This is a genomic window from Campylobacter sp. RM9331 (genome assembly GCF_020137685.1).
Classification (GTDB): Bacteria; Campylobacterota; Campylobacteria; order Campylobacterales; family Campylobacteraceae; genus Campylobacter_E.
In genome coordinates, this window is record NZ_JACGBA010000022.1 from 22,364 (window position 1) to 36,814 (window position 14,451).

At 28.5% G+C, this 14,451-nt stretch carries 14 protein-coding genes; 13 read left to right on the plus strand and 1 reads right to left on the minus strand.

From position 1 onward, the window contains the following. Positions 1 to 6 precede the first annotated feature (6 nt). On the minus strand, positions 7 to 1,974 hold the full coding sequence (gene uvrB / locus AVBRAN9331_RS08435) for an excinuclease ABC subunit UvrB (protein ID WP_336612806.1): 1,968 nt from the start codon (positions 1,972 to 1,974) through the stop codon (positions 7 to 9). An 86-nt stretch (positions 1,975 to 2,060) separates the two neighbouring features. On the opposite strand from uvrB, the gene AVBRAN9331_RS08440 reads away from it, so the two are divergent. From AVBRAN9331_RS08440 to AVBRAN9331_RS08500, 13 genes are all read left to right on the plus strand, one after another. Next, positions 2,061 to 2,294 carry a hypothetical protein gene (locus AVBRAN9331_RS08440; protein WP_214118384.1) on the plus strand — a complete coding sequence of 78 codons (234 nt, stop codon included), beginning with the start codon at positions 2,061 to 2,063 and terminating at the stop codon, positions 2,292 to 2,294. Next, positions 2,278 to 2,616 (plus strand): hypothetical protein, encoded by a 339-nt coding sequence (locus tag AVBRAN9331_RS08445; RefSeq protein WP_336612807.1) that lies wholly within the window; start codon positions 2,278 to 2,280, stop codon positions 2,614 to 2,616. The genes AVBRAN9331_RS08440 and AVBRAN9331_RS08445 overlap by 17 nt, the downstream gene beginning before the upstream one ends. Continuing rightward, complete coding sequence (locus tag AVBRAN9331_RS08450; protein ID WP_214149919.1) at positions 2,600 to 3,055, plus strand: type II secretion system protein; 456 nt, start codon at positions 2,600 to 2,602, stop codon at positions 3,053 to 3,055. The genes AVBRAN9331_RS08445 and AVBRAN9331_RS08450 overlap by 17 nt, the downstream gene beginning before the upstream one ends. Position 3,056: 1 nt before the next feature. Further along, positions 3,057 to 3,551 carry a prepilin-type N-terminal cleavage/methylation domain-containing protein gene (locus AVBRAN9331_RS08455; RefSeq protein WP_336612808.1) on the plus strand — a complete coding sequence of 165 codons (495 nt, stop codon included), beginning with the start codon at positions 3,057 to 3,059 and terminating at the stop codon, positions 3,549 to 3,551. 1 nt (position 3,552) lies between these two features. Next, the gene (locus AVBRAN9331_RS08460; RefSeq protein ID WP_336612809.1) at positions 3,553 to 4,182 is read left to right on the plus strand and encodes a type II secretion system protein; all 630 of its coding nucleotides are present in this window, start codon (positions 3,553 to 3,555) and stop codon (positions 4,180 to 4,182) included. Beyond that, positions 4,182 to 6,032 carry a primosomal protein N' gene (locus AVBRAN9331_RS08465; RefSeq protein ID WP_336612810.1) on the plus strand — a complete coding sequence of 617 codons (1,851 nt, stop codon included), beginning with the start codon at positions 4,182 to 4,184 and terminating at the stop codon, positions 6,030 to 6,032. Before AVBRAN9331_RS08460 ends, AVBRAN9331_RS08465 begins: the two co-directional genes overlap by 1 nt. Before the next feature lie 63 nt (positions 6,033 to 6,095). After that, on the plus strand, positions 6,096 to 8,648 hold the full coding sequence (locus tag AVBRAN9331_RS08470) for a bifunctional aconitate hydratase 2/2-methylisocitrate dehydratase (protein ID WP_336608137.1): 2,553 nt from the start codon (positions 6,096 to 6,098) through the stop codon (positions 8,646 to 8,648). A gap of 124 nt (positions 8,649 to 8,772) precedes the next feature. Next, complete coding sequence (locus AVBRAN9331_RS08475; RefSeq protein ID WP_214118371.1) at positions 8,773 to 9,213, plus strand: copper resistance protein CopD; 441 nt, start codon at positions 8,773 to 8,775, stop codon at positions 9,211 to 9,213. Continuing rightward, a complete protein-coding gene (locus tag AVBRAN9331_RS08480) occupies positions 9,206 to 9,619 on the plus strand; it encodes a hypothetical protein (RefSeq protein ID WP_336609723.1) in 414 nt (137 codons plus the stop codon). The genes AVBRAN9331_RS08475 and AVBRAN9331_RS08480 overlap by 8 nt, the downstream gene beginning before the upstream one ends. After that, a complete protein-coding gene (locus tag AVBRAN9331_RS08485; RefSeq protein WP_336612811.1) occupies positions 9,616 to 10,812 on the plus strand; it encodes an MFS transporter in 1,197 nt (398 codons plus the stop codon). Before AVBRAN9331_RS08480 ends, AVBRAN9331_RS08485 begins: the two co-directional genes overlap by 4 nt. Further along, entirely contained in the window at positions 10,805 to 12,727 is a 1,923-nt protein-coding gene (locus AVBRAN9331_RS08490) for a hypothetical protein (protein ID WP_336612812.1), read from the plus strand. Before AVBRAN9331_RS08485 ends, AVBRAN9331_RS08490 begins: the two co-directional genes overlap by 8 nt. Beyond that, positions 12,724 to 12,987, plus strand: coding sequence for a FlhB-like flagellar biosynthesis protein (locus AVBRAN9331_RS08495; protein WP_214118364.1), 264 nt, complete (start codon positions 12,724 to 12,726; stop codon positions 12,985 to 12,987). Before AVBRAN9331_RS08490 ends, AVBRAN9331_RS08495 begins: the two co-directional genes overlap by 4 nt. 147 nt (positions 12,988 to 13,134) lie before the next feature. Next, positions 13,135 to 14,451, plus strand: a 1,317-nt coding sequence (locus AVBRAN9331_RS08500; protein WP_336612813.1) for a molybdopterin-dependent oxidoreductase, incomplete at its 3' end; no start/stop codon positions are given.

The window sequence follows — 14,451 nt, forward strand, 5'->3', positions numbered from 1 at the left end:
AAAATTTTAAATACTTCTTAGTTTTTTAATCTCATCTCTATAAAATGCTGCTTGTTCAAAATCAAGCTCTTTTGCTGCTAGGTGCATTTTTTCTCTTAATTCATTTACTAATTTTGCTCGCTCATTTGCTGGCATTTTTTCTATTTTTGATTTTTTTATAGAAACATTATCTTCGTTTTGTTTTAAAGTCTTTTCTAATTTTCGCTCAACACTTCTTGGAGTAATTCCGTGCAATTTATTATAAGCTTGTTGCAAGCTTCTTCGCTCACTCGTAATATCTATTGCTTCTTGCATTGATTTTGTGATTTTTTTAGCATATAAAATTACTTTTCCATTGACATTTCTAGCTGCTCTTCCCATTGTTTGAATTAAGCTCGTAGTTGAGCGTAAAAAGCCTTCCTTATCAGCGTCTAAAATAGCTATAAGACTAACTTCAGGTAAGTCAAGTCCTTCACGAAGCAAGTTAATTCCAATTAGCACATCAAAATCTGCATTTCTAAGAGAAATTATTAATTCATTTCGCTCAATTGCATCAATATCTGAATGCATATATTTACATTTGATACCTAATTCTGTGTAGTATCTTTGCAATTCTTCTGCCATTTTTTTTGTAAGTGTTGTGATTAATACACGCTCATTTCTAGCAATCACCTTTTTAATCTCATCATATAAATGCTCTATTTGATTTTCGCTATCAATTATGCTAATTTCAGGGTCAAGCAGTCCTGTTGGACGCATAATTTGCTGATAAACACACTCTCCACTAAGCTCAAGCTCTAATTCAGCAGGGGTTGCACTCACAAATAAAAAAAAGCAATCTTTATTAATAAATTCATCAAATTGTAATGGTCTATTATCTAAAGCGCTTGGCAATCTAAAGCCGTATTCAACTAGCACTTCCTTTCTAGCTCTATCTCCTGCAAACATTCCCCTAAATTGTGGCAAACTAACATGACTTTCATCTACAATTACTAAAAATGGCTTTTGTTTTATTTTAAAATAATCAAATAAAGTATAAGGAGTTTCTCCTGCATTAAGCCCACTTAAATGTCTTGAATAATTTTCTATTCCTTTAGTCATTCCTGTAGTTTCTAGCATTTCTAAATCAAATTCAACTCGCTGTTCTAAGCGTTGTGCTTCTAATAATTTGCCTTGTTTTTTAAAGTATTCTAATCTTTCATCAAGCTCATTTTTAATATCTTTACAAGCTCTTTTAAGAGTTGGAGTAGCGACTATAAATTGATTTGCAGCATAAAGTGTGAATTTATTTAAATCTTTTATTTTTTTATTATCAAAAGTATTAAAAGTATAAATCTTTTCTAATTCATCATCAAAAAATTCTAAGCGAATTGCATCATCTTCATAATAAGCTGGATAAATATCTATAATATCCCCATTTACACGGAAATTCCCCCTATCAAAAAACGCATCATTTCTACTATATCCCATAGCTACTAAATGAAGTAATAATTCTTTTTGTTTATAACATTTGCCTACTTCAAAAAACTCTACCATATCAATATATTCAGCAGGATTTCCTAATCCATAATTAGCACTTACACTTGCAATACAAACGCAATCATCGTATGCTAAAAGCGAAGCAGTTGAGCTTAAACGAAGCCTTTCTAAATCATTATTAACCGAGCTATCTTTTTCTATAAATGTATCAGTTCTAGGAATATAAGCTTCAGGTTGATAATAATCATAATAGCTTATGAAATACTCCACATGATTATTCGCAAAAAAGCCTTTAAATTCGCTATAAAGCTGAGCGCAAAGTGATTTATTATGGCTCATTATTAAAGTAGGCATTTTAAGTTTATTTATCACATTTGCCATTGTAAAAGTTTTACCCGAGCCTGTAACTCCTAAAAGAGTTTGATATTTTTGTCCGTTTTTTACACCATTTACAATCTTTTCTATTGCTTGTGCTTGATCAGGTGATGGTTTATAATTACTAATTAACTCAAACATTTTAATCCTAAAAAATAATTTTTATTATTATATTAACTATAAATAATTAAAATCACAGCTTTAAAATTTGATTAAGGATAAACAAAATGAGCGATAACATAACAAGCACACTAAGTAATAAAATAGTAGAATTAATGGAAAAATATAAATATTTAGTAAGCGAAAACGAAAGACTTATGAATGAATTAACTCAAGCAAAAGCTAAATGTGAAGCACAATCATATGAAATCAGTAAATTAGAAGAAGAGTTATTAAATAAAAATCTAATTGAAGAAGAAACCTTAAAAGCAATAGAGCAAGTGCTTGGAAACAACAACTAAATTTACGATAACCTTAGGAGCTAGGGGCTATAATTTTAATGTTCCATCTAAAGAATTTTTAGCTTATTTAAATGATGATATAAATAAGCTAAAAAACCCTACAAAAAATATAGAAATACCACAATTTATTAATTTATATCTTAAAAAAAGTTACTCACACTTTCAATTAGTGCAAGAATTTGAAAAAATACAAGAAGAAAATTCACAACTTAAAGAAGAGAATTTAAAACTTAACTCAGAATTGCAAAAACAAACAAATGAATTAATAAATATTATAAATATTCTTAACAATAAAGGAAAAATAGATGAAAAAAGCATTTAGTATGATAGAAATGATTTTTGCTATTGCTGTTATAGGAATATTAGCAGGAATTGCAATTCCTAAAATGATGGCTAATAAAGACACAGCACATATAGTGCAATTAAAAGAGCAAGTTGAAGCTATTAGAAAAGGTATTGAAGCCTACGCTGGAAATTCTTATGTAGAAAAAGGCTTCAAAGAATATCCTACAAAATTATGCAGTAGTGGTTGTAAGGGTGCTCCTGCTTTTGCTGATGAGGTAGCAAAAGGAATTAATAGAAGAGCTAAAAATTCAGTTGGTTGGGACAACTCTGATGATGATTTATTATTTGTTACAAAACCTAAAGAAAATACAGCAGTATTTTTTAAATACGATGCAAGTGATGGAAGCTTTAAGTGTGATAAAAGCAAGGTCTTAAGCGGTTGGAAAGCAGAAGATTGCTCTATAATAGGAGAATAAGATGAAAAAAGCTATGAGTATGATGGAAATTATATTTGTAATAGTGATTATTGGTATATTAGCTGGCGTTGCTATTCCTAAATTATTTGCAGGTCGTGATGATGCACAAATATTAAAATTAAAAGAAACACTAGCTTTAATTCGTTCAGGCATAGAACAATATAAGCAAAATAGCCTTTATACAGATGGCACTTCAAAATACCCAGATGGCTTATGTTTAGACGCTAAGCGCGATAAAGGCACAACTTGCCAAAATAATATGAAAAATAGCAATAGTTTTTTTGCAGCAGTGTTAAAAAACCCTGTTACTTTTGGGTCTAAGCAAGGTAGTTGGGATGGTTGGACTAATAGTGTTGTAAATGAAACTTTTATTTATTATGCTGATAATAATAAAAATGGCTATGTATTTGAATACGATAAAAATAAAGGAACTTTTAAATGCCTTAATTCGTATCCAGGTGCAAAAGTTTTACCTTGTAAAAAATTAGGCGAGTAAAATGCTAGTAAATAAAAAAGCCTTTACTATGATAGAACTAATATTTGCGATAGTTATTATCGGGATATTATCGGCTGTAGCTTTACCTAATTTTTTTGATTTAAAATTTAAATCTGATATAGCTAGTTTAAATTCTGAAATAAAAGGTATTAATGGAAAAATTAACGCTCAACTGCTAAAAAATGTAATGGTAGGGAAAGTGTCAAGCTATGATAATCTAGATAATTTAAATTCTTCTGGAAAACCAATTGAACCTACTAAAATTTTTACATCTTTATTTAAAGATGGCTTAGATAGAGGAGATGAGAATAAAGGTTGGCTTTTTTTAGCAAGAACAATAGCTACAAGCAATGCAACATACTCTGCATGGACTGATTTATATAACCCAGTTTATCAAGCAGATAAAGATTTTCAAGATTACTTAGATAAAGAAAAAAAAGATAGTAATCTTATAAAAGATGAGAAAATGGAACTATATAGATACACATTTAATTCTAATATATATTATAAATTTATTTATAGAAGTATAAAATCAGAATTAATATGCGTAGAAGCAGTATGTAATAAATGTAATAGTAAAAGAATTGATTCAATTAATAATATGATTCCTTGTATCAAAAAAGCTTCTTGATGAATTATTATAAAGTAGCGATTTTAGGACATAATTTAGAAACTTTAACCTATGAAAGTGATGAAGAAATTAAACCATTTTCAAAGGTTGAAGTAAAATTACACAATAAAAATTGTCTTGCAATTGTTATTAATAAATGTGAAAAGCCAACTTTTAACACCAAACAAATAATAAGTATTTTCAATGAATTTCTAACCAATAATCAAATGAAATTAGCAGAATTTATGAGTAAATATTACGCTGCTAATATATCTTTATGTCTTGATAGTTTTATACTAAGCAAAAATATATCTAATACTAAAAATAATTTAAATATAAATATAAATTTACAACTAAATGAAAAACAACTTTTGTGTCTAAATAGTTTACAAAATAATAAAATGAATTTGGTTTTTGGAGATACAGGAAGTGGAAAAACTGAAATATATGCAAAATTAATTCAAGAATGCCTTAATGAAGGAAAACAAGCATTGTTTTTAATGCCAGAAATCAGCCTAACTCCACAAATGCAAAAAAGAATGAAAGTATATTTTAAAGATTTATTCATTACTTGGCATAGCAAAATTACTAAGGCTAAAAAACAAAAAGATTTAATAGAATTTGAATTAGGAAATAAGCCTTTAGTAATTGGTGCTAGGTCAGCACTTTTTTTACCTTTTAGTAATTTAGGATTAATTATCGTAGATGAAGAACACGATAATTCGTATAAATCTTCAAAATATCCATGTTATAACGCAAGAGATTTGGCAATTTATCTAGCAAGTATTACAAATGCAAAAATCGTTTTAGGCTCTGCAACACCAAGTCTTCAAAGTTTTTATAATCAAAATATAAATAAATTTAGATTAAAAGGCACATATTTTCAAAGCGAAAAAGAAATTCTTTTTGACGATAGTCTTGAGACACCTAGCTCTAATTTACTTGATTTATTAGAAGATAATTTAAATAAAAAAGAGCAAAGTATGATATTTTTACCAGTGCGTGGTAATTATCGTCAAGTTGTATGCAAGGATTGTAATTCAAGAAAAGTTTGTCCTAATTGCTCTGTGGCAATGAGTTTACACAATAAAACATATAAATGCCATTATTGTGGTAAAAAAGAGTATTTAAAAAATACCTGTGATAATTGCGGTAGCGAAATATTAGAAAGCAAAATAATAGGAACAGCTCAATTATGCGAAGAATTAAAAAAGGCTTTACCTAATGCAAATATTGCAAAATTAGATAGCGATGAATTAAGCTCGGCAACTAAACTTAAAGAAATACTAGAAGAATTTGAATTAGGAAATATAGATATTTTAGTAGGAACTCAACTAATATCAAAAGGACACGATTATAGAAATGTTACATTTTGTGCTATTTTAGGACTTGATGAATATTTATTCTACCCTGATTATAAAGCTCGTGAAAATACACTTGCTCTTGCTATTCAAGTAGCTGGTCGTGCAGGAAGAAGCAAAAAAGCTAAAGTGTTAATAAATACTCAAAATAAAGATTTTTTTGAAAAATACTTGCAAAATTATGATGAATTTTTAGAAGATGAGAAATTTTTTAGAACTAATTATCCACCATTTAAAAGACTATTAAGATTAATTATTGCATCAAAAAACGAAATAGAAGCAAGTAATTTATGTGAAGACTTGGCAAATCATTTAAAAAATAGCAAAGAAAACGATAATGATTATGAAATAATAGGCTATGGAAAATGTGCTATAGAAAAAATTAACAATAATTATAGATATTATATTTTGCTCCGTTCAAATAAAAAAATGTTACTAAGTAACCTAGCCTTGCACTACAAACAGTTACAAAAAGTAACAATTGATATAGACCCTATACATTTTTCTTGACAAAACTACTTTTTTATTATCTAAAGCATTTATAATCTTTTTAAAAATTTTAAAGGAGTTAATATGGCATTTTTAGAAGAATACCAAAAATTAGTTGAAGAGCGTGCTGCTCTTAATGTCCCTGCATTGGTTTTAAATGTAGCTCAGACAAAACAATTATGTGAGCTTTTAGAAAACAACGATAAAAATAGCGAAAAATTAAAAGATTTATTAGCTAATCGTGTTGGTGTTGGTGTTGATGATTCTGCGCTTATTAAATGTGATTTCTTAGAAAAAATACTATTTAACAATAGTAAATGCACCTGTATAAATAAATCTGAAGCAATATCAATGCTAAGCACAATGCTTGGAGGTTATAATGTAAGAGTATTACTTAAAGCTTTAGAAAACAATGAAATTGCAGAACTTGCTGCAAATGCTTTAACTAATATTATTTTCGTTCATGATGGTTTTGATAAAGTTGCTGAATTACATAAAAAAGGAAATAAATTCGCAACCAAAGTTCTAACAAGTTGGGCTAATGCAGAATGGTTTATTAAAAGACCTGAAGTAGCATCTCAAATAGAATGCGTTTGCTTTAAAGTAAATGGAGAAACAAATACAGATGATTTAAGTCCAGCAAGTGAAGCATTTACTAGAAGTGATATTCCTTTACACGCACAAGCAATGCTAGTTAGAAGACAACCAGGTAGTATTGAAAAAATAGAAGAACTTAAAAAATCTGGCATTCAAGTAGCTTATGTAGGTGATGTTGTAGGAACTGGCTCAAGCCGTAAATCAGCAATAAATTCAGTTCAATGGCACATAGGTGAAGATATAAAAGGAGTTCCAAATAAACGCACAGGCGGTGTGATTTTAGGACAAACTATTGCTCCAATTTTTTTCAATACCGCTCAAGATAGTGGTGCTTTACCAATAGTTTGTGATGTTACAAATCTTGAAATGGGAGATAGATTTGTTGTTGATATTGCAAACGGACAAATTAAAAAAGATGGTAAAGTTGTTTCAACTTTTGAAATAAATCCAAATACTCTTTTAGATGAAGTTCGTGCAGGTGGAAGAATTCCGCTAATCGTAGGTCGTGGATTATGTGCTAAAGCTAGAGATGTTTTAGGTATGCCAAAAGAAGAAATATTTAAAAAACCATCTCAACCTGAAGTAAAAGTTAAAGGTTATACATTAGCTCAAAAAATGCTAGGTCGTGCTTGTGGTTTAGAAGGCGTTGTTCCTGGAATGTATATAGAGCCAAAAACTACAACCGTTGGTAGTCAAGATACAACAGGACCAATGACAAGAGATGAGATTAAAGAACTTGCTAGCTTAGGATTTAATGCTGATTTTGTATTACAAAGTTTTTGCCATACAGCAGCATATCCTAAATCAAGCGATGTAACAACACACACAACATTACCACATTTTATGAGTTCAAGAGGTGGGGTTTCACTTAAACCAGGTGATGGGGTAATTCATAGTTGGCTAAATCGTTTTGCTATGCCTGATGAAGTTGGAACTGGAGCTGATTCACATACAAGATTTCCAATAGGTATTAGTTTTCCTGCAGGTTCAGGACTTGTAGCATTTGCTGCTGTAACAGGTGCTATGCCACTTAATGTGCCTGAGAGTATTTTAGTTCGTTTTAAAGGCGAATTACAACCTGGTGTTACATTAAGAGATTTAGTAAATGCAATTCCTTATGTAGCTATAAAAGAAGGTTATTTAACGGTTGAGAAAAAAGGCAAAAAGAATATTTTTGCTGGTAAAGTTTTAGAAATTGAAGGCTTAGAAAATCTAAAAGTAGAACAAGCATTTGAATTAAGCGACGCAAGTGCTGAAAGAAGCGCAGCTGCATGTTGTGTTAATTTAAGTAAAGAAAGCATAGCTGAATATTTAAATTCTAACATAAGCTTAATTGATGCTATGATTGAAGCTGGATATGAAGATAAAAATACACTTTTAAGAAGAAAAGCTAGAATGCAAGAATGGCTTAATAATCCTACATTATTAAGAGCTGATAAAGACGCTAGTTATGAGCATATTTTTGAAATAGATTTAAATACTATAAAAGAGCCTATCCTAGCTTGTCCAAACGACCCTGATGATGTAGCAACTCTTAGTGAAGTATTAGCAGATAGCAAACGCCCACAAAATATTGATGAAGTATTTGTTGGTTCTTGTATGACAAATATAGGACATTATAGAGCTTTAGGAGAAGTTATTAAAGGTAAAGGTATGCTTAAAACTCGTCTATGGGTAGCACCTCCAACAAAAATGGATAAAGCTCAACTAACAAAAGAAGGATATTATTCAATTTATGGTGCAGCAGGTGCTAGAATTGAAGTTCCAGGATGTAGCTTATGTATGGGTAACCAAGCTCGTGTAAATGATGGAGCTGTTGTATTTAGTACAAGCACAAGAAACTTTGATAACAGAATGGGTATAGGCGCTCAAGTTTATTTAGGTAGCGCTGAATTAGCTGCTGTTTGTGCTTTACTTGGTCGCTTACCAAACCCAAGTGAATATTTAGAATTAGTAAATGATAAAATAAGCGATAGCAAGAAGGCTAATATCTACAAATATCTAAACTTCAATGAAATTGAAAACTTTAAAGTAGATTAATAATCTAGGGCATTTTGCCCTAGAACAATTTATTAATAAACTTTTATAATAATTAAGCTAAATCAATAAAACAAACAAAAAAGACAAATATAATCTCATTTAAAAATATTATGAAAGGATTTTTATGGAAAGTTTATATCCATTTGCACTTATTATTCACATTTTTTGTGCGATTATTTTTGTTGGTTATTTGTTTTTTGATGTTGTTATCTTTAGTCGTGCTAAGAAAAATCTAAGCCAAGAATTAGCACAACAAATTCAAGAAAGCATAACTAAAAGAGCTATTAAAATTATGCCAATTTGTGTAGTATTGTTAATACTTACAGGCGGTATGATGATGAGTAGATGGGTTGGTAGCGAGATTGGCTTTTTTGACACTACATTTCAGAAAATTTTTATGCTAAAAGTTGCTTTTGCTAGCTTAATTTTTATAATGGTAGCTATTAGTTTAATTTTCAAATTCGTAATCAAAAAACCAAATCCTTTAAACAAAATAATACACCCACTAGCATTAACTCTAGCTATTCTTATTGTGCTTTGTGCTAAGTTAATGTTTTATGTATAAATTAGTAATATCTTTAATATTTTTTAATATAGCTTTATGTTTATACTTTGCTAGTTTAGATGCTTTTTATAGTATCCAACTAGCATTTTATGCTAATTTAATAATTCCATTTCTAAGCTATTTAAGTCTTAAAAAATCATTACCTAAATTCCAAATTGCTAATACACCTAGATTTTTTATACAAAATACAAACCCTATTTATATACCAAAAAAAGGAATTAAAGAGAATTTTAAAGCAATTAAACATTATAAAATATTTATAAATATATATAAGTTTTTAGCCTATGTTTTTTTTATAATACTCGTATTAATATTAATTAATAATAAGCTTTTTAATATAATTGCTTTTTTTGTAAGTTCTTTTGTAATAATTTTAAACTTATTATTAGTAAGGATATTTAAATGATAAAAACAATCAACTCTTTAAGAGCATTATTATTTGCGTCTTTGCTATTGTTTGTAGGAAATTCTTTTTTACTAAGCTCAAATTCTATACTACTAAAAAATCTTGGATATGATGAATTTTATGTAGGATTAGTAAGTTCAAGCATATATTTTGGCGCATTAATTAGCACATTTTTTTCTCATAGTCTAATTCAAAAAGTAGGACATATTAGAAGTTTTGGTTTTTTTACTTCACTATTTGCTATAGCTGCAATTTTGCATATATTTACAAAAGAAATATATTTTTGGGCTATTTTAAGATTTACAATAGGATTTTCATACTATACATTATTAGTAATTATTGAATCTTGGATAAATCAAAAATCAAAAAACGAAATTCGCTCACGAATGCTCTCAATTTATGAAATAGTATTTTACTCTGGTTTTGCCATAGGAGTATTATTGTTATATTTTGAACCAGATTACAATAATGTATTTATAATGGCTGTTATAGTGATTTTATTATGTTCGTTACCACTTAATTTATTAAAAATCAAACAACCTATCCTTAAGGAAAGGCGTAAAATAAGTATCCCAAATATTTTTAATGTATCAAAATTAGCATTTATATCAGCATTTGTTGGTGGCTTTTTAATGAATGGATTTTTTTCTATGTCTCAGACATATTTTCTAGCATTAAATTATAATATTCAAGATATATCTTTGCTAATTTTTACAGCAATGTTAGGCGGATTTATAGCACAATTATTTATAGGTAAATTTTCTGATACTTATGGTAGAAAAATAGCGATTTTATCTTGCGTAATACTTGCATTTTTTGCAAGTTTAGGGCTATATTTTTTAGCAAGTAACAAAATTGCTATATTTATTTTATGCTTTTTCCTTGGAATGGGACTTTTTTGCGTATATGCTTTAGCACTTGCAAGGGCTAGCGATAGAGCAAAAGAAAGCTCGCAAATGCTTGAAATCGGAAGAACGCTAATGTTTGCTTATGTATCAAGCTCTGTTTTATCTCCTATAATTTTAGGCTTTATGATAAGTAATTTTGGAGCTAATGCTTATATTTTAGTTTATATAGTTTTATTGTTTTTCTTAGCTATTTTTACTCTTACCCAACCAAAAATTGACGCTGTAAATAGAATAGAATTTGAGCAAAAACCAAGTCAATTTGTGCATTTAGGCAACGATGAATAATATAAATACGACTTTAAATTCTTTAGTAAATAGTGATTTAGGATTAAAGCAACAAGGGAATTTAAAACCCAATGTAAAAGATACAAAAGATATTAAAGAACCCTTAAAAGAAGGTAGTTCGTTAATCAATGAAGCCTTAAGCGAAGATGAAACACTAGAACTAGGTCTTAAAAAAATCGTAAATAAATTACTTGATGGAATAAAATCAAGTAAAGATTTAAACCAACTAGGCGAAAACGCAAAAAACATAAATATTTCAAAAAATATCGCTCAAGATATTAAAGAATTAAAAGCAATTTTAAGCAAGGATAAGGATTTAGAAGTATTTGTAAGTAAGCTTGATAATTTATTAAATACCAAAATGCAAGATTCAAAAGCCTTATTTCAAGCTTTAAATAATTCAGGAGTATTTTTAGAGAGCAAACTAAGGGCTAATCTAAACGAACAAGCCTTACCACAAAGCTTTTTTAGGCTTATTTCATTTATGAAAAATATCAAAACAAGTGATTTAAAAAGTGAGATTTTTAAACTCGGTCAAGAGCAAATGAGTGCCGAAAAATCCCTTGAAAAATTAGAAAATTTTATAAATCAAAAATTAGAAAATAAATCAACCACTACCCCTGTTATAAAAACTTTAGAATTATTAAAAAACGCTAGAGCGTATTTGCAAAAAAATACCGAACCACTAAAACTAATTGAAGTAGCAAATAAATTAGAAGATAAAATCAATAAAGAAATAAAAAACCTAATAAATATTGAAGTTAAAAACGATAAAGTAAAAAGCATATTACCAAAATTAGCAAGTTTAAAAGCTGATATTCAAAACATAAAAAATCTAGCAAAAGAAATCATAAACAACCCATCAAATGTGCAAAATAATTATAAAATTTCAAATAATGAGAATAATATTTTAAGCAAACTTGAAAATATTAAAGAAATTCTAAAAAATAATAATGATATTTATACTAAAGATACTAATAAAATTGAAATAAAAACAACAAAAGAATTTGAAAATAAGGAAAATCAAAAAATCAATAATTTAAATTCTAAAACCACAGATGATAAAATAAAAGCCACTGAAAAACCTATAGAAAAATCAAGTGAAGATATAAAAAGTGATTTAAAAGCTTTACAAGATATAACAAAATCTCAAGATATTAAACAAGAATTAAAGTTGTTAAACAATCCAGAAATCAAACAAGCAATCAATCAAAACAATACAATAAGTTCTATTTTAAATAGCGAGAATTTGAGTTTGCAAAATAAAATTGAAAGTTTGACAAAATTACTAAGTGCTAATTTAAAAAATGAAGAAAGTTTTAAAAATTATATAAATACTCAAGAAATAAAAAGCCTAAAAACTCACTTAAATCAAGCCAAAAAAGATATAAATCAGGTTGTAACTAGAACTGCAGAACATATAAACAACTCCATTTCAAATGATGCTAAATCAATACTGCTTCAAACTTCAAAAGTAGCTTTAGCAAAAGATAATAAAATAGCCTATGATATGAGCCAAAAACTATTAAATCAAATAGAATTAAATCAAATAATATCAGTTGCAAATAATGAGGTAAATACATACTTACCCTACTCTTTAGATGATTTAGATGAATCAAATATCAGTTTTAAAAGTGATAGCGAAGATAAATTTTACGCACAAATTAAGCTGAAATTTAAAAGACTTGGAGCTATTAATATTATGCTTGGTTTAAATCAAGATAAATATTTAGATATTAATATGATGATAGAAAATGATAATTTTAGAGAAATCTTAATCAATCACGCAAGGGGTTTTAAAAAAGATTTAAGAAAAGCTGGTTTAATTACTTCTAATTTCTTTATTAGTAAATTAAGAGAGAGCAAATACGAAGATGAATATACATTAGACTTAGGATTTAATAAAAAAGTATGAGTAAGATAAGAAAAGCCCTAGCCTTAGGCTATAACAAGGACAAAAATAATGCTCCAAAAGTAATGGCAACAGGTAGCGGAGAAATTGCCGAAAGAATTATAAAATTAGCTAACGAGCATAATATTCCTATTAAAGAAGATGAAGAATTATGTGAAGTATTAAGCAAATTAGAATTAGGAGAAGAAATTCCACCTGCAATGTATAAGGCTGTTGCAGAAGTATTTTCATTCATTTATAGAATGTCAAAAGAAATGAAATGATTATTTTTTTTAAATATTTAGAATAATATTCAAATTAATAAATATCAAGCTTTTAAAATTATTCCATTAACTTATTTTCATATTTTAATATTATAATTTTTATATAACTTAAAAAATTAAGTTTTATTTAAACTAAAAGGAGAATTTATGGAAAAGTTATCTCGTAGAAGCTTTTTAAAAGGTGCAGCAGGAGTAGCAGCTAGTGCGTCAAGTTTAGGTGCTGTTGATTTTATTGGTGAAAACGCTATTCCTAAAATAGATGAAAGCTTAATTAGTGCTTCACATTTTGGAGCTTATCATCCAATTATTAGAAGTAGCAAAGTTGAAGGATTTAAGGCTTTTAATGGGGATTTTAAACCAACAACTCTTATGAATGGTGTAGTAAATAGAGTATATTCACAAGATAGAATTAAAAACCCAAGCGTTAGAAAAAGTGTTTTAGAAAAAGGATTTGAAAAAGCTCCTAAAAATTTAAGGGGTAAAGAAGAATTTGTTGAGATTACTTGGGAAAAAGCTTATGAATTAGTAGCTAATGAGCTTAAAAGAGTTTATGAAAAATATGGACACCATTCTGTGTATGGTGGTAGCTACGGCTGGTATTGTGTTGGAAATATAAATAACCCACAAAGCTTACTTGGAAGAATGTTAAATATTGCAGGTGGTTTTACAACAAGAACTTTAAATTATTCTTGTCATTGTATTAGTGCTATAACTCCACATATCACAGGTTACGATGAAGCAAATGCTAAACATACACCTTGGGACAATGTATTAGAACATTCAAAAGTAATTGTAATGTGGTCTACCGATATACTAAACACTAATCAAATTGCTTGGGGTGTTGCAACTCACGAAACATACCCATACATGGAAAAATTACAAGCATTAGTTAAAGATGGAAAAATAAAAGTAATTAATATTGACCCAGTATATAATGATACAGCAAGATTTTTAGGTGCAGAACAAGTATTTATTAATCCTACAACCGATGTTGCCTTAGTAGAAGCAATGTGTTATCATCTAATTAAAAACAATCTTCACGATGAAAAATTCCTTAAAAAATACACAGTAGGATTTGCTAAATTAAAAGAAAGATTATTTGATGAGAATAATCCAAAAACTCCTGAATTAGCAGAAAAAATTACAGGTATAAAAGCAGAAAAAATAAAAGAATTAGCAGAACTTATGGCTAAAAATAGAACTATGATTATGGCAGGTTGGGGTTTTCAAAGGGCTCATCACGGAGAGCAAGCTCACTGGGCTATGATAACTCTTGCATCTGTTTTAGGACAAATTGGACTTGATGGTGGTGGATATGGGTTTAGCTACCATTATTCAGATGCTGGGGTTCCAACTCCAGGTGGTTTAACTATGAATGCTAATAGTCAAACATTAGCAGATGATAAAAATGTATTTGGTGGATTTCCAGGTCTTGGTGCTATTGGTGTAAGCACTAGTTATAAA